Consider the following 16,635-nt stretch of genomic DNA (forward strand, 5'->3'; position numbering starts at 1 on the left):
TGAATGTCGCTTCCTCGCCATGTCCCGTACCCCTCTCGCGGCCAATGTAATGGCTCAGTTCTAGGGGGGAAGGACACAGGCGTCTGTCTTGTCGGTCTTGTTGCGCATCGCCGACAGCGCGGCATTCACCTGGCGCGCTTCCTTGCAAACGACATCGAAACCAGCTTTCTTGAGCCCAAAGAAAAGGTGCTGTTTCATGGCACCAGACTCAAATCCCACGAGACACCGCCCAAGCGGCACATCGCGCAGACAGGCCTGAATATCCTCTTTCTCACACGCCACAGACCGCTCGAAGATGCGCTTGCCATTCGCGTCTATGGCGCAAGCTGCGACCGACCGAAGTGACACGCACAAACCAACATAGTAATCCATTTCGTTCTCCTCAAATTGCAGAAACCTCTGCAACCATATCAAGAACCTGACCCATCAACCTGGTCAGCCCGATTACCCATGCTTTGTCCCGCATTGTGTGAATTTGCTCACCACCTGATCTTGCGGTTGCGGCGAATGTCGGCAATGCGGGCTTCGGCAGCAGCATTGCCGAGAGTCGATCAATGTCCGGTTGGGGCCGGCTAACCTCGCGACATCTCTTTCACGAGTTCACTAGTTTCTGGTCGCCCCGATTGATGTCGGTATCTGAGCGCTACGACATCTCTTTGAATGTCCATGTCTTTGATCGGCATAGTCTTCAGCGCAGCATCGGCTGGGATCGCTGTTTCAGGTAGTATGACGGCACCAGAGCCTTGGCGTGCCAAATCAATAAGCCAATCGACACGGTTGGAGCGATAGGAGGCGTAAAGCGAATGTCCGAGGTCAGAACAGGTCGAATGAAGAGTGTCCCGCATCTCGCAGTTTGGTCGATCCAACATTGTTGTTTTCGCCAGATCGCCAAGAGTTACGGCGCTTAATTTGCTTAGATCATGACCTTTCTCGACCACCACCCGGTATTCCTCACTATAGAGATGGTCTATTCTATATAGTTCCGGACTTACGACTGCCGCGACCACAACGACATCCAATTGGCCCTCGCGAAGCTGTGCGAGCAGGTCGTCAGTCGTGCCGACAATCAATTCGATCTCCGCCTGCGGCAGACGTACCCGAAACCTTTCCACCGCAGCCGCGATCTTGCTGTTACCTATCGTTTCTCCAACGCCGATGCCTATGGGAACACGCTCCAGTCTTGTGTGTCTCACGGCTTCGGCCTTGGCCTCGCGCGTTTCTGACTGAACCCTTTCCAACCGCGGTTTTACAAGCTGACCCAGCGGAGTGAGGCGACAACCTGCGCGATCCCGAATGAACAACGCACCGCCAAGTTCAACCTCAAGTTTCTTTATCGCAGTCGTGAGCGACGGTTGCGACACGTTGGACGCACTCGCAGCATGCGTGAAGTTCCGGTGTTCGCAAACCGCAAGGAAATAGCGAACCTGGTTCATCTCCATTTTTCACACCCTTTCACGCTTCACCCTCTAAAGCCCACTTCTAACCATAGCTTCTGGCTATCGTAAAATAGAATCTCGGGATTGGAGATGAAGACATTGGTCGTGGGAAAAGAGCGCATCGAAACAAGCTCGGAAGAACTCAAAGCCAGGAGACGACCAATGAAAACGCAAATCCTTAGCAGACTGACCGCAATCGCGTTGATCGCAACAACAACAACTTCTCACGCACAGGAAAACGTCATGGACAACTACACGGCAAGTTACATCGCCATGCCGGCCGCAGATGGGCAAATCGAAGCTTTCGCCGAGTTTCTTGTTAGTGCGGCCCCCTTGGTGAAAGAAACCGAGCCAGGAACCGAACTTTGGTTCGCCCTGCAAGACAACGACACGCTGGCCATCTTCGACGTCTTTGTAGATGAAGGGGCACGCAACACGCACTTCTCAGGCGTTGTCGCAGATGCGCTGAACGAGAACGCCGACGCTCTTGTCGCTGGAGGCTGGGACGCGGGCGTTGTCGCCAACATCAACACCTCGAACGTGCTGTCGGCGAAGGCACCGGTTGATCTCTACAGCGCGACCACAGCCACATATATCTCTATCGAGGCCGCGCCAGGCAAAGCTGGCGAATTGGCAGCGCTGTTGACCGCAGCAGGTCCAATTGTCGCTGAAACAGAACCGAAGACCTTGTTCTGGGTGGCCCTTCAGATCGACGAAAACAACTTCGCAATCTACGACATCTTCGCCGACAACTCAGGCCGCGAAACCCACTTCGCCGGTGAGGTCGCAGGTCTTCTGAAGGCGCAGGCCTCTGACCTGGTCAAAGGGGGATGGGAAGACGGAGTCGTCGCCAATGTGAGAAACTTTGACATTCTGGCGATCAAGTAATTCCTACAGCGAAAGTCATAGGAGCCCGGCCATGGATTGCCGGGCTCCATTTTTCTTTGCTGCTTAAGCGCATGATCAAAGTCCGCTATGGAGAAGCAGCGCTGCGGCGAGTAGCATATTGGCAGGTGTCCGGTTTGGGCCGAGCCCGTTAGATGCGCAAAATCCGATCAAGATGGTCGCGGGGCTCGCGTCTCACGATGGTTTTCGGTGGCGGATCGTCTCCAATATCAATTGCGGGGTTGGCAGACGAACCTGCGTCCCAACCGTTCTTATCAGATCGATCTACCTCCTTCCGATGTCTACTTCACTCCTCACTGATCATGGCGGGAACTCATATCAGGCGGTGGCCTCTAATCTTGCAAGCAATGCCCGCTTCGGTTCCCGAAACGGGCATTGCTGAAAACTATAACAACCAATTCTCCAGACAGAACGGTTGCCCCTGTTTCAATCGGAACTGAACATGCAGCCCAAGGCCCAGAAAGAATAGCAGGAGAATTCCCATCACTGATGTATGCGACACTCAGTGCCGCTGCGATCAGCTATTTCGGAGTGGACCCCTCCAACTTACCTCGCCTGATCATCAGCCGCACGGACGGACATATATCGAAATGCGTCTCCATCTTCTTCTGAGCACGCTTGAGGGCACCGATCGCAATCAAACTCGACTCATCCTGTTCAAACACCACATCGTTCCTGCCGGACCCGTAGGCCCAGAGCTCGGGAGTTGTGCCGATGGGAGAGTCGAACTTTGAGTGTGGGGTCTCATTCTCGATCGGAATCTCGGTCTCGTTTGTACTGACCGCCTTGCCATTCAAACCACGTTGATTGAGTGGGATCGTCAAAATGCTGGAGACCGGGGCGTCGTTTGCCTTCAATTCCTTGGTCAATTCATTGATGAACGCCTTCCCCAGCGCCGAGGCAGCGCCACCCACCGGACCGAGCAGATTCTTAAGCACTGTATCCGCCAACTTTCCTGCTAACGCCTTGGCCTTATTCTCGATCTGAGACATGGCGACGCGGCTCACGAACGGTGTTTTCGTCGCGCCCGCCGGTATTGGCTCAAGGACAAGAAAGGCATCGACCAGATAGTAGCGCAGATCCTCATGGATGTGATTGCCCAACAGGGCCAGGGTCTTCAGACCCTTTGAGCGATCATCATCGTTGACATATTGCTGGCGTTGCGCCTTGATTTCATCCTTTGACAGAACTTCTCCGGATTTTGCCACCGCCAGTGGATCGTACCCGGCAATATGCGTGAAGCGGTGGAAGGTGCCTTTCGCGACCTCTTTTGGAAAAGACTTATGCCGGTCGGAATGCAGGATTGGGTCCAACTTGCCCGGGAATTCACCGTTGACCCGTGTAAATGTATAGTCTTGCCCATCGCTATAGAGCTTCACAGCCCCGGCGTTTTGCCGCCGGATCAGTTGGGCGAAGGGTTCTTCCATTCCCGGAAGCCGAGCCTCAATTACGAAGAACACATGAGCAGAATAGTCACGGTCCTCGATCCATGTCAGGCCTCGCCGATCGGGCGTTACAATGGTGTTCACGGTCGACCTCCACGGAATCGTCAGCCCTGAGATGTGCAGTGCATCCGTGTAGAGTTCAGAGAACAACGAAACGAAACTTGGCGGCCAATAGGCTGGAAGCTCCGGCCAGTTCACTGCGAAGGCGTTGAAGGATTCGCGCATTGCAGGGGCGATTTCCTTGATGTCTTGGGAAACGTATTGCAGGTCCTCGGCCTTCATTTTGGCGAGTAGAGCCATCTGCGGATCGCTCTCGATCAGATCGGGCTCGAGTTCCGCAAGCATACGCACCTGTGCCAAGAGTCCCGCCGCATCGGCCATGGCGACTCGGGAGGCAAAATCGGACGGGGATGGATCGGTCGGGTTCGTCGCGCGCCGCTCCTCTAGGACGGTAATTTCACTGGGATTGATGCGCCGCGGTGGAATAAATGCTTCAGTCATAACTAATATCCTCTTGTTTACAATCGACCCGGACAATCCGAACAAATGTTCTTTCCGGATCAACCAAGTATCGAATGCAGCACCAGAAAAGTTTCAGCCAAGCGGTAACGAATCCGTGATCAACCATTTCTGGTGCAATCAGGCTCTTGCGCTCTGCCTTCTCACCTTTTTCGTGACTTTGGTCGCCTTGGACTGGATCAATTTTGCGAAAGCTCCAATATTGGATGCCTCTTGGGGGTCAGCACCAACGCCGATTGCGATTGACAAAGCGGACCATTGCCTGGCCGTAGCGACCGGCCGCTCCGTCCCATGGTGCGGCTTCCAGACGACATCAAGATTGCGCGCGCGCAGCTAATGTCGACAACGCGGGCTGCACGTGTAGAATTTGAGGACTGTGCTCAAGGTCGACTTTGGACCGTTAATGCCGACATTTGCATTTGCAGCACAAAAGTAACTCAGAGTTCTGGGACTGTATTGTGTTCTGCCCAGAAACGGTCCTTTCCCGCCAACCTTGGGGAAGTTGGGAGTTGGTATGTACTTGTTTGGTTTAAGAATGGCGTGGTCGACGGCGTGTTTGGTGCAACTCGAGACAAGTGCTATTCAAGCATCGTTTGAAACGTATTTGATCATGTCCGTCGTCAGGGTTTTTCAACAAGGTAAGCCCAGAATACATAAGGCAAAATACGCCAATTTGATACTCGCCTGCAGTCTAAACCAATCAGCCTTCGCCAAACACGACGCGGTTCATAGGCAGTTGCACCATCTGCAAGCGCAAAAGCCAGTAATTCTTACGTGCCATCGCTTACTAGCCGAATCACACAACTCACACTTCTAATCGCCCAACCCCAGAGCTTTCTTGCGATCCGATGCCCACTTCAGGATCGTCAGGTCGAATGTCAAAGCCATCAGCGAGACACAAATTCCCAGCACGAAGTTCTTGCCTAGGTCCGTTCCGGCCAGCGTGCGTTACAACTCCTGCCCCCAAATCCTGCGTCCCGATGAAAGCGGCGATGATGACCATGAAGAAGGCGAACTTTCCCGCCGTTTGCTTGCTGGACGCAAATGTCCAGTATAGTATTTTCCCATGGAGAAGCTGGAGCGCGACCCGGTCATTGATGAGCTGCATCACATCATAGCTTCTAGGCTTAGCGCTTTAGGTGAAGCTTCGCCTTACGCTGCGGATGCCAACGAGCCTGACCCACGTTACCTCGGATATGGCGTCAGAGCCCCGGAAATGAAGCGGGAAATAACTGATCTCAAAACTGACTTTGCACTTTTGGACGTAGAACAGAAGATTGAGTTGGCCAAGCGTCTTATCTGCTCCGGATACGGCGAACAAAAGACTGTCGCACTGGCGTTGCTTGAACAGGTGTCGGACTATTTTTCACCCAACCAATTTGGTCTTTTAGAAGAATTGATCAGAGGTCTTCATGGGTGGAGCAAGATCGATGCGTATACCGGGTCACTTCTGAGGCTGATTCTGCAGGCCCATGATGCTGAACTGATTAACCTGCTGAGATCTTGGAACAACGACAATGATCCCTGGCTACGACGGGCAAGTGTCGTCATCTTCACCCGCAAGGTTGCCAAGTCAAGATTGTACAAGGATGTGGCGCTGGCGAACTGTGACTCTCTGATCAACGACCGGGAACATCTGGTACAGACTGGCGTAGGCTGGTGCCTGCGAGACCTTATGCGGTGGGATAAGGAAGAATTGTTAAGCTATGTCGTCGGCCTACGGAACAAAGGTGTAAGCAGTACAATTACGCTTTACGCATTGCGCGATATCAAAGGTGAGGAACGCCAAGCCGTTTTCAATCGACTCATTTAGTAAACGCATTTGACGCTCTACAACGCCGAATAGCAGACATCCACGCCGCCTGAAACATTAGGTCGCAGCATTGGAAAAACCGCATGCGACAATCAGTTATGAGGCTATCAGCAAGAAGGGCAAGTTAAATTAAAGAGCAAAAACAATGTCTTGCCAGAAGGGTTTCGAGGCCGTGAGGCGGCAATGAGAGCCTCAGAGTGACACTGCAAATCACAGGGATGGGATTTGAAAGAATAGGAGCCAATGACTGCTTTCGAGCCAAGCTGTACCTCTACAAGTTGCTCATTTTTTTCTTTCGCTACGTGCGATACGATTAGCGATAACGCCCAAGAAGGTGATCAAATAGAGAAAAAGACCGTCAATTGCGTACCAGACGAAGGATCTAGATTCTTCTTCAGCCAATGTACCAGCGAGCAATAGTAGTGCGAAAGCGCCGCCCACAGCTATGCCTTGCCAAGACGTCTTCCATTCATCGCGGGACGGTGGTTGTAAGACATGAATTAGAAATCTGAGCATTTACGTTTCCGCTGTTTGCCCTACACGGCGACCCCATTTGGAAAGACTGCAAGACTTTAACGTGATTGGATTGGACTCAGGCATGCCTATGAGCGCCTAGCTTTTCAAGTGGGCAAGTTTTTGCGGTGCGGAATGGGAGCTTCTTTGGTGGCTTGTAAATTATCGGAATTGAACGTCGGCTTCCTACCGTTCGCCTGACGCAACTGTCGCTGAGGTGCTCCGTCAAACCAACCATTCGCTGCAGTCGCAAAGGTTAGAACTGGTCGAACTCATGCAATGCTGGACTTAGCTGCCATACTCCGCCCTTGCCCTTATGCCTCACCTGATGCAAACTTGTATGCGTAGGAGGGATGTCTGTTTCACCGCTGGGTCTTTGGCAAACGGACCATCGCGGTGCCATGCTTTGGGAGGAGTGTGTCATGATGTCCAAGACCGCAGGTTCCAAACCACCGGAAAATCTGACGCCGCCGCAGGGAGCCATGCCCAAGGTCAATAAGGTGACCGCGCATGATATCACCGCGTCGCTGAAGGCCGGATTTTCGGACTTTCTGGCGCGCCCCTTCATGAGCGGCTTCTTCGGCCTGTTCTATGCGATTTTCGGAATCCTGTTTGTTTGGTGCCTGGTCTGGCTCGAAAAGATCTGGATGATCATTCCCGCCGTCGTCGGCTTTCCGCTGGTAGCACCCTTCGCCGCCGCCGGGCTTTATGAAATGTCCCGTCGGTTGCAGAGGGGAGAAAGTTTCGGCTGGCCTGAAATCCTCACCGTCATGGCCAATCAACGCAAGCGCGAAATGGGCTGGATGGCCTTTGTCACGCTGTTCATTTTTTGGGTGTGGGTGTATCAGTTCCGAACCGTACTGGTGATCGTCCTGCAGGATTCATCCTTCTCTGATTTCGATGGATTTTTGAACACCGTGTTCTTCACACCACAGGGCTGGACCTTCCTTGCCATTGGCGCCTGCGTCGGCGCACTCCTGTCGGCTGTACTGTTCTCGGTGACCGTCGTCGCCATGCCCCTGTTGCTCGATCGGGAAACCAATTTCGTTTCTGCCATGATAACATCTGTTCGCGTCGTCACGGAAAACCCCGTGGTGATGCTCACCTGGGCGGCGATCATCTCGGTCACCATGCTGTTGTCGCTGGCTCCGGCGTTTCTGGGCCTGATCTTCACCCTGCCGATTCTTGGCCACACAACATGGCATCTCTATCAGCGGGCCGTGCAACCAGCGGAGGGGTGATCAATCCATCACTCCCCTCGAGTAGCTGCGTGTTTTTGTCCGCAGGAAAGTAGAGCTCGGTTTTCAGTCGTCGGAGAGCAAGTCCTTGGTCGTATCGAATTGAGCACCGGCAGCAAACGGCGACAGGTTTACATCGCGGATCCTGAAGATGGCAGGAACAACCGGACCGAGTGTGTCAGAGGTCCCATCCTCCCTGCGGGGCGGGGCCGGGTCGATCCTCCAAGGCGCATGCCCATCCGGTCATAGGCGTCGGTTGCTTTGAAGCGCGCACTCTTAAACCGTTCGAGCGCCTGTTTGGTAAATCTGCTTTCTTGCGACCCCATGACGAAGGATGTGGCGCTTGCTGTGCAAAAATCAGGTCTCGGGATTTCGCCCTCCCGGTCGTCGCGCACAGCCTGCTAAAGACGCCCAACCCATTGCAAAGCTGCTCGGCTTGAATACCTTCTACTTTCAGGTCATTCGAAGGCCCTTCGATCATTGGTTCTGGCTCAAGAATAAGTACCCAGAAGTGCTCGTACGAAGGTGCGATCATCCGTTGCTCGGTCGCTGGGCCAATTCTAATCGGCCTGGGGTTGTCCGCAGTCGGTTTCTGACGCGCTCTCCTAAATCCAGCGGTCGAGATCCAATATCTTCCGGTTATCGTGCGTGCGCAGTAAGAGCTTCTGCTTCATTCCATAACGGATCGGAAGCTTGTAAATGGGTGGCAGGATAGTGTTCATCGCGCGCCAAACCAGCGGATTGCAGAAAGCGGCTGGCAACTCAATTCGTCGGGGGAAATCAGATAATCACCCGCTGTCATCTAATTTTCACAAACGCTTCATGACACTTTAATCACAGTTTTATGACACCCGCAGACATCGACCTTTAACTTCTTCAGGAAGGGCACCCGCATTGTGCGGCGCCGTCAGAAGGAGCGATCGGATGATGATACATGACACCTCGCTTGACCAATTGAGCCCGCGCCCTGCGAACAGCGCCCCCCGCGTCGCTTTGTATTCTCATGACACCCTCGGCTTCGGTCATTTGCGCCGTAACCTTTTGCTGGCCCGCGCTCTGAAGTCGCTGCCATGTCCCCCAGATGTCCTACTGATCGCCGGCATGCATGAGGCAGGGGCGTTTGATATTCCAGATGGCGTCGATCTGATCACCCTGCCCGCCTACGCCAAGCAGAGCGATGGCAGCTACCGGTCGCGCAAGCTGTCTATCGATCTGCGCCATTTGGCCGATATGCGGGCCCGGATGATCCATGCCGCTGTCAAAGGGTTCCGCCCGGATCTGATAATCGTCGACAATGTCCCGCGGGGCGCGCAGGGGGAGTTGGAGCCAACTCTGTCCTGGCTCGCCCGTAAAACGGATGCGCGTGTCGTTCTGGGTCTGCGCGATGTCATTGATACGCGCGACAAGGTGCGTCGCCAATGGTTACGGCAGTGCAATTTCGAGGCGATCTCAGCCTATTATTCTGACATCTGGATCTATGGCGACCCAAACTTCTACAATCTGATCGACGAATATCAGCTTGGCGATCTGATCAGCGCCAAGGCCCGGTTCACCGGATATCTGCAGCGCGACATTGCGCCCGTCGCGGCGCAGGCGGAGGCGTCCCAGCGCCAGGTGATTGGCGACGATGATCGGCCTTATGTGCTCTGCACCGTTGGCGGGGGGCGTGACGGTGTTCCCCTCTGCAGGGCTTTCCTTCAGGCGCGTCTGCCAGACGGGCATCGGGGCATCCTGATCACCGGAACCCAGCTGGATGCCCAAAGCCGTGCAGACATTGCACAACTGGCCAAATCGCACCCAGAGGTGAGTGTTGTCGACTTCTTGTCCGAACCGATGGGCCTGATGCAGAACGCCGCGCGGATCATCGCGATGGGTGGCTATAATACCATTTGCGAGGTCCTGTCGCTGAGACGCCCAGCCTTGATTGTGCCACGTGTCGCCCCGCGACGCGAACAGATCCTGCGGGCCGAACCGCTCGCCGCGCGCGGTCTGATCGACATGATCGCCCCCGACGATCTGACCCCTGCCGCCCTGACCCGCTGGATGGCCCGCGAGACCGCAGCGGGTGCTGTCGCGGGCCGTCTTGATCTGGACGGTCTCTCCCGTTTCAAGGATTTCGCCACGCAGGCGCTCACCCCGGCAAAGGCCCAGTCGGGTCCGCTCGCCGCATAGTCATTAGAAAGAAAACAGATGCTACATCCCTCTCTTTCCGGCAAAAAAATTGCCTATGTCTGCAAACGATATCCACGCTTTTCCGAAACCTTCGTGGTGAATGAAATCCTTGCTCATGAGGCGGCGGGCCTGTCCCTTGAGGTATTTGCCCTGCGCGCGGTCGCGGAAACCCATTTTCAGGACCAGATTTCCCGCGTCCGCGCCCCTGTGACCCATATCCCGACCAAGCTGCGGCATCCGCAAGAATTCTGGAGCCTGATCCGTGCGGTCGAGGCGGAATTTCCCCATAGCGTCATGCCCCTAAGCAGTATGGAGCATGCAGAGGCAAATGATATCGCCCAGGCCATCATTCTGGCACTGGCCTGCAAGGAAAGGGGGATCACCCATTTGCACGCGCACTTCGGCACAGCTGCTACCACCGTCGCCCGGATCGCGGGTGCCATCGCCGGGATCACCTATAGTTTCACGGCGCATGCCAAGGATATCTATCACGAATATGACGACCCGACGCGGCTGGACCTCAAGCTTCGGGACGCGGCCACTGTTGTGACGGTATCGGAATACAACCTCGACCATCTGCGCAGGACCTACCATGCCGATAACGTGCGCCGCATCTATAATGGCATCGATCTGACGCGCTTTGGCTATGCTCCGCCGAAACCCGCCGATACCGGCATATTGGCCGTCGGGCGGCTGGTGGAAAAGAAGGGCTTTCACATCTTGCTGGAGGCCATTTCCCTGATGCGTGAGCGCGGAGAGTCCCCGCATTGCACCATCATCGGCGCGGGGGAAGAAGAGGCGAACCTGCGTGCACAGATAGCGGCCAGCAACCTGTCGGACGCGGTCACCATGACGGGGCCCATGCCGCAGCCGCAGGTGATCGCTGCGATGCAGGATGCGGCCGTGATCGCCTGCCCCTGCGTCGTGGGGCGCGATGGCAACCGTGACGGGCTGCCCACGGTCCTGCTTGAGGCGATGGCACTTGGCACGCCCTGTGTGGCAACCGCAGTCACAGGTATCCCCGAGCTTGTGCGCGACGAGAAAACAGGTCTGTGCGTGCCGGAGGGTGACCCAAGCGCGCTCGCCGATGCGCTGTCCCGTATGACCCATGATCGTGCGCTCAGGTCCAGCGTGTCCACCAGAGCGCGCGCCCTGATCGAAGCGGAATTCGACATTGTGCAAAGTGCGGCGCGCCTACGGGATGTATTTGACAAGGCGATTGCGTCGCAAAGCACGGTCAAAGGGGCGGCATGATGCGGATTGCATATGTCTCAACTGATCCGGGCATTCCTGTGTTCGGGTGCAAGGGTGCCTCTGTTCACCTGCAGGAAATGGTGCGCGCCTTTTTGGCCAAAGGGGCAGAAGTCACGCTGTTTTCCCCGCGTATGGAGGGTGTCCCACCACAAGATCTGACAGCAGCCCGACAGCACTCGCTGCCGCCAGTGCTCAAGGGCGACGCCGACGCGCGCGCGCGCGACCAAATCGCGCTGAACCGCGATGTTGCGCAAACCCTTGAGGCGCAAGGACCGTTCGATCTGATCTATGAACGTCATGCGCTCTTCGCGCATGCCGCGATGGACTATGCCCGCAAACAGCACATTCCGTCCGTTCTTGAGGTGAATGCGCCGCTGATTGACGAACAATCGCGACACCGTTCGCTTGAGCGGATCGATGACGCGCTGTTTTTGGCGTGCCGGGCATTTGCTGCGGCCAAACAGGTCGTCGCCGTCAGCCCACAGGTCGCAGACTACGCAAGAGATATGGGCACACCAGCCGACCGGGTCACGGTTGAGCCGAACGCGGTGAACCCCGCGCGGTTTCCCGACCCGGCCAAGTTTGCCGACGCGTTTTGCGTGGGCTTTCTGGGAACGCTCAAACCCTGGCATGATGTGTCCCTGATCATCCACGCCTTCGCAATCCTTCGGCAAACCATGCCCACGGCCAAACTGTTGATCGTTGGTGATGGCCCGGAACGGCGCAGGCTGACGGTTCAGGCGGACGCGGCAGGCGTCATTGACGCGGTGCATTTTACAGGCGCTGTTCCGGCGGAGCAGGTGCCCTCTTGGTTGGCCCGGATGCATGTGGGGCTTGCCACCTATCGTGGCAGCGATCCTTTCTATTTCTCCCCCCTGAAGCTCTACGAATATATGGCAGCGGGCCTGCCGTCCGTGGTCAGCCGGGTGGGCACTTTGCCGGATGCGATTGAAGAGGGTAAAACCGGCCTCAGCGTGCCGCCCGACGACGCGGAGGCTCTCGCCGCGGCACTGGCCAAATTGGCCAACGATCCTGGAATGGTCCGGGCGATGGGACACACGGCGCGCGCCCGCGTTCTGGCCACGCAGACATGGGATGATGTGGCAGACCGCGTTTTGCTGCGGGCAGGTCTTGCGCCAGCACGCATGGACGGAGCCGCCTGATGGCCAAACGCGGCCATCGCCAGACCTCGTTGCGCAAGACCCTGCCGGGACTGCGCCGCGTCCTGATCCGAATGGCACCTTATTTGCGGCGCCATCGCGGGTTGGTGGCCGGGGGCAGCGCTGCCCTTGTCGCGTCCGTTCTCGCAAAGCTGCTGGAGCCCTGGCCGCTGAAATTTGTGATCGACCAGGTGGTGCAGGTTGGCGACGGGACGGCGGGATCTGGGATCGCCTTTGTGGATGGACTGCCGTTGCAAACACTACTGCTGGGCTGCGCCATCGCCCTTGTCGGGATCATCGCGCTTAGAGCTCTATGCGAATACACCGCCACCATCGCCTTCGCGCTTGCCGGCAACCGGGTGCTCACACGTGTACGCGGGGACCTGTTTCGACACTTGCTGTCCTTGCCCATGGCCTTCCATGCAAAGTCGAAAACCGGCGATGTGACCATGCGCCTGATCAGCGATGTTGGCATCCTGAAAGAAACGGCTGTGACCGCAGCGCTGCCCCTGGCGGTGAATACGCTGATCCTCTTCGGCATGGTCAGCGTCATGCTGGTCATCAACTGGGAATTGACCCTGATCGCTCTGCTACCACTGCCGTTGCTGTGGCTCAGTTCGCTGCGCATGGGCAAGAAGATTCAGACCGTCAGCCGCAAACAGCGCCGCAACCAGGGTGAAATGGCCGCCACTGCCGCCGAGATGATGACCGCCATGCGCACCGTGCAGGCGCTGGGGATCGAGGAGGAGGTCGCGGACGATTTCGCGGGTGATAACGAAAAGAGCATGAAAGAAGGCGTCAAGGCCAAGCGGCTGGCCGCGGGTCTGGAACGTCTGGTTGATGTGCTTGTCGCGGTTTCAACCGCGCTGATCCTGTATTTCGGCACGCTGTTCGTGCTGGACGCTCGGATGACCCCCGGCGATCTGCTGGTCTTCATCACCTATCTGAAAAACATGTTCCGACCGGTGCGAGACTACGCCAAATACGCCGCCCGACTGGCCAAGGCCACGGCGGGCGGTGAACGGGTGATCGAATTGCTGGACGCCCCCGTCACCATTGCCAGCAAGGCAGACGCGAAACCGGCGACGATCACCGACGGGCGGATCACCCTGACGAACCTGACCTTTGGCTATGAGGCCGATGCCGCACCCGTCTTGAACAACGTCTCGACCGTGATTGAGCCGGGCCAGAGCGTTGTGATCACCGGCGCGTCTGGCGCGGGCAAATCCACGTTCGTCAGCCTGTTGCTGCGCCTTTACGATCCCACGCGCGGGGAAATCGCCATCGATGGCACCGATCTGCGCAATCTGAAGCTTGCGAGCCTGCGGCGCCAGATCAGCTTCGTGCCGCAAGAGACGTTGCTGTTTCGCGCCAGTGTGCGGGATAATCTGATGCTAGGGGCCGGACGGCAGGTTGACGAGGGCGCCATTATGGCGGCTGCCCGGCTGGCCAACGCACATGACTTCATCATGGCTCTGCCGCAGGGTTATGACACCGAACTGACCGAACGCGGCGGTTCACTGTCGGCCGGCCAGCGGCAGCGCATCGCGCTGGCCCGTGCCTGCCTGCGGACAAGCCCCATCCTGATCCTGGATGAACCAACGGTCGGTCTGGACAACACCAACGAGGCCGCCGTGTCGCAGGCGATCTGGCGGTTGGCAAAGGATCGCACGACGCTGCTGATCACCCACGATCTGCGGTTGGCGACCAAGGCAGACCGGGTGCTGTGCCTTGATGGGGGCGATATCGCCGAAGACGGCACCCATGCCGATCTGATCCAGCAAAACGGACCTTATGCAAAACTCTGGAACCAGTTGAGCGGAGATGGCCATGTCCTTGCAGCCGAGTAGCTTTGAGCTCGCCCGAGACGACGAATCTCTGCCGGGCCTTCAGCTGTTGCTGGATGAGGCGGCACTGGCGCGAGAGTTAGGTGCTGCCAAGGTCACGCGCACCTATCTGCGATACAAACCCGGTGTCAGCTGTGTCGCGGGGCTGTGCGTCACGGACGCGCGCGGAGAGGAGTCATGGCTCTGCGCCAAGGCCTATCCAGAAGACCGTTTTCAAGAGATCAAAGGGCGAAAGCATTGGCGCTCTGGTCCCTGGCCGGTCGCTTTGCTGGACGACATTTGTGTGGCCTTCATTCCGCCCCAGCGCGACCGGAAACTCAAAACACTAGCGAAACTTCTGGACCCGGACAGAAGCGCCAAGGTCCTGACAAAAATCATGGATCCATCGTTTACAGCGCCAAAGCTGAACATCCTGCGGTACAAGCCGAACCGCCGCCTTGTGGCGCAGGTCGTCGATCATGCCAGCGGGCGGCAGGCGATCCTGAAAATTCAATCCCTCGGTGCCTTTGATGCCGCCAAGCGCGGGGCGGAAGCAGCGATGATGCTGGGCGGTCCAAAGGTCATCGCGACCGACCCCAAGCGTGGTGCTGTGGCTTGCGACTGGATTCCGGGGGCCGCTCTTTGCCTGACAAATGGTAAGGCTGACCCTGCACTTTACAGGAAGGCAGGACAGCTGCTTGCCAAACACCATCTCACATCGCTCAAGCTGCCAGATTTGCCCAGATCTTCGGAGATACGTGCCCTCAAAGATGTGACGGCAGACCTGTCAAAGATTCTGCCGCACCATGCCAGCCGCCTGAGCGTGCTCGCATGGAAATTGACAAAAGCGCTTTTGAAACAGCCAACAACAAGCGGGCTCATCCACGGCGATTTCAGCGCCGATCAGATTGTGCATGGTGCGAACGGTGTCAGCATCATCGATTGGGACAGGGCCGCCACCGGGGATCAGGGCCGCGACATTGGCAGTTTTCTGGCGCGGCTGGATATGCAGGAACTGGCCGGGCTGTGTGATGGCAACACCGCGAAGGCCCTGAGGGCGGCCTTTCTGGAGGGGTACCAAGAACAGCGCCTGCTCCCCGCAAGCTACCCGCTCCAGCACATCTGCCATCTCGCCTTGCTGCTGACCGAGCCCTTTCGGACGCAGACGCTTGGGTGGCAAGGGCAGGTTTGCGCGTTGATGAATGACATCGAGGCCCGGCTCGCCAAGCCTCTGATATCGCTCACCGATCCAGCTCTCCCGCATCTGGCGGATGCGCTCGACAGAGACGCTGCCGGAGCGCTGCTCAAGCAGCAAGCGGGCCTCATCCTGACAGCACCACCGACGCTTTACCGGCACAAACCCGGCAAGCGCGCGATGGTCCGATATGAATGTCAGACGGGTGATGACACAACCCAAACGCTCCTGGGCAAGATGCGCAGTCGGGGCCAAGGTGCGCAGACTCCAGCCCTGCATACCGCTTTCCGGACCGCGGGTCTGGACGGACACGGGCCGGTTGGCGTGCCCCGCGTGATCGATCTGCCCAACGACTGGAACATGTGGTTTATGGAAGAGGTGCCGGGCACATGCCTGCGTGATCTGCAGGACGATCCTCAAACAGATCCCTTCGTTCGGACCGGCGCCGCCCTGGGGCATCTGCATGGGTGCGGTGTCCTGCCCACCCGGCGTTGGACTCAGGCGCAGGAACTGGACGTTTTGACCGCCGCGCTTGGCAAGGCCGGTGAAGCAATGCCCCGCTGGCGACCGCGGCTGCAAGCGCTGGTGACACAGGCCGAGGTGCTACTGGACGCCCTCCCCAATCAAGATCTCACCTGTATCCATCGGGACTTCTATCCCGATCAGGTCATTGTAGATGTGGATCAGGTCTGGGTTGTCGACCTCGATCTTGTGGCACTGGGTGACCCTGCCATCGATGTCGGCAATTTCCTTGCCCATCTAACCGAATATGCGATGCGGACCACCGGATCATCAGACGCGTCCAAGAGGTTGGAGGCGGCTTTCCTGCGCGGGTATCAAAGCACCGGGCCAGACCTTTGCCAACACCGTATCAGGGTGTTCAGAACCATATCGCTTCTGCGTCACATCCATATTTCGCGGCGCTTCAAGGATCGAAAGCACATAACCAAGCTTCTGCTTGAGGAAGGTGAAACACTGCTGGCTCAGCTTTGATAGCGCAGGTTCGCCGACATCCTGAAAACCTCTGTTCATTAAAGCAGTCTCCAACGATGTTCTTGAGCGAATGCAGCGCCCGCCCGGCAGCCAGTTAACGCCTATTTTACAACGCATCGGCAAATTTTTTCTGGTGGCATGACGTGTTCATAAGCTCAAAATGAA

13 protein-coding genes and 1 pseudogene are annotated in these 16,635 nt (G+C 57.0%); 9 read left to right on the top strand and 5 right to left on the bottom strand.

Features of this window, described 5'->3' with window-relative positions; translation table 11 throughout:
- Window positions 1–60: 60 nt before the first annotated feature.
- Together Q1A63_RS23980 and Q1A63_RS23985 are read right to left on the bottom strand one after the other, a co-directional pair.
- Window positions 61–372: a transposase gene (locus tag Q1A63_RS23980; RefSeq protein WP_298976380.1), complete on the bottom strand. Its 312-nt coding sequence runs from the start codon at window positions 370–372 to the stop codon at window positions 61–63.
- A gap of 200 nt (window positions 373–572) precedes the next feature.
- On the bottom strand, window positions 573–1,439 hold the full coding sequence (locus Q1A63_RS23985; protein WP_298976382.1) for a LysR family transcriptional regulator: 867 nt from the start codon (window positions 1,437–1,439) through the stop codon (window positions 573–575).
- An 87-nt stretch (window positions 1,440–1,526) separates the two neighbouring features.
- Between Q1A63_RS23985 and Q1A63_RS23990 the strand changes: the two genes are divergently transcribed.
- Window positions 1,527–2,324: a hypothetical protein gene (locus Q1A63_RS23990; protein ID WP_298976476.1), complete on the top strand. Its 798-nt coding sequence runs from the start codon at window positions 1,527–1,529 to the stop codon at window positions 2,322–2,324.
- A gap of 539 nt (window positions 2,325–2,863) precedes the next feature.
- On the opposite strand, the gene Q1A63_RS23995 is transcribed toward Q1A63_RS23990, so the two are convergent.
- Window positions 2,864–4,288: a hypothetical protein gene (locus Q1A63_RS23995; RefSeq protein WP_298976384.1), complete on the bottom strand. Its 1,425-nt coding sequence runs from the start codon at window positions 4,286–4,288 to the stop codon at window positions 2,864–2,866.
- 13 nt (window positions 4,289–4,301) lie between these two features.
- Between Q1A63_RS23995 and Q1A63_RS24000 the strand changes: the two genes are divergently transcribed.
- Window positions 4,302–4,643, top strand: coding sequence for a hypothetical protein (locus Q1A63_RS24000; protein WP_299632639.1), 342 nt, complete (start codon window positions 4,302–4,304; stop codon window positions 4,641–4,643).
- Between the two features lie 476 nt (window positions 4,644–5,119).
- On the opposite strand, the pseudogene Q1A63_RS24005 reads toward Q1A63_RS24000, so the two are convergent.
- Window positions 5,120–5,321, bottom strand: a pseudogene (locus Q1A63_RS24005) (hypothetical protein); the annotation flags it as partial.
- Between the two features lie 51 nt (window positions 5,322–5,372).
- On the opposite strand from Q1A63_RS24005, the gene Q1A63_RS24010 reads away from it, so the two are divergent.
- The gene (locus Q1A63_RS24010) at window positions 5,373–6,119 is read left to right on the top strand and encodes a DNA alkylation repair protein (RefSeq protein ID WP_299409750.1); all 747 of its coding nucleotides are present in this window, start codon (window positions 5,373–5,375) and stop codon (window positions 6,117–6,119) included.
- A 935-nt stretch (window positions 6,120–7,054) separates the two neighbouring features.
- Window positions 7,055–7,873, top strand: coding sequence for a DUF2189 domain-containing protein (locus Q1A63_RS24015; RefSeq protein ID WP_299632640.1), 819 nt, complete (start codon window positions 7,055–7,057; stop codon window positions 7,871–7,873).
- A gap of 128 nt (window positions 7,874–8,001) precedes the next feature.
- Here Q1A63_RS24015 and Q1A63_RS25705 read toward each other — a convergent pair whose 3' ends face one another.
- Complete coding sequence (locus Q1A63_RS25705) at window positions 8,002–8,265, bottom strand: hypothetical protein (RefSeq protein ID WP_366524397.1); 264 nt, start codon at window positions 8,263–8,265, stop codon at window positions 8,002–8,004.
- 529 nt (window positions 8,266–8,794) lie between these two features.
- Between Q1A63_RS25705 and Q1A63_RS24020 the strand changes: the two genes are divergently transcribed.
- The 5 genes from Q1A63_RS24020 to Q1A63_RS24040 are packed head-to-tail and all read left to right on the top strand — an operon-like array spanning window position 8,795 to window position 16,470.
- Window positions 8,795–10,042: a glycosyltransferase gene (locus Q1A63_RS24020; RefSeq protein WP_299632641.1), complete on the top strand. Its 1,248-nt coding sequence runs from the start codon at window positions 8,795–8,797 to the stop codon at window positions 10,040–10,042.
- An 18-nt stretch (window positions 10,043–10,060) separates the two neighbouring features.
- Window positions 10,061–11,296 carry a glycosyltransferase gene (locus tag Q1A63_RS24025; protein ID WP_298976389.1) on the top strand — a complete coding sequence of 412 codons (1,236 nt, stop codon included), beginning with the start codon at window positions 10,061–10,063 and terminating at the stop codon, window positions 11,294–11,296.
- On the top strand, window positions 11,293–12,459 hold the full coding sequence (locus Q1A63_RS24030; protein ID WP_298976391.1) for a glycosyltransferase family 4 protein: 1,167 nt from the start codon (window positions 11,293–11,295) through the stop codon (window positions 12,457–12,459). The genes Q1A63_RS24025 and Q1A63_RS24030 overlap by 4 nt, the downstream gene beginning before the upstream one ends.
- Entirely contained in the window at window positions 12,459–14,306 is a 1,848-nt protein-coding gene (locus Q1A63_RS24035; RefSeq protein ID WP_298976393.1) for an ABC transporter ATP-binding protein, read from the top strand. The genes Q1A63_RS24030 and Q1A63_RS24035 overlap by 1 nt, the downstream gene beginning before the upstream one ends.
- Window positions 14,287–16,470 carry a phosphotransferase gene (locus Q1A63_RS24040; RefSeq protein ID WP_298976394.1) on the top strand — a complete coding sequence of 728 codons (2,184 nt, stop codon included), beginning with the start codon at window positions 14,287–14,289 and terminating at the stop codon, window positions 16,468–16,470. Before Q1A63_RS24035 ends, Q1A63_RS24040 begins: the two co-directional genes overlap by 20 nt.
- The last annotated feature ends 165 nt before the right edge of the window (window positions 16,471–16,635 follow it).

The sequence above is a fragment of the uncultured Roseobacter sp. genome (genome assembly GCF_947499265.1).
In the GTDB taxonomy this organism is placed as follows: domain Bacteria; phylum Pseudomonadota; class Alphaproteobacteria; order Rhodobacterales; family Rhodobacteraceae; genus Roseobacter.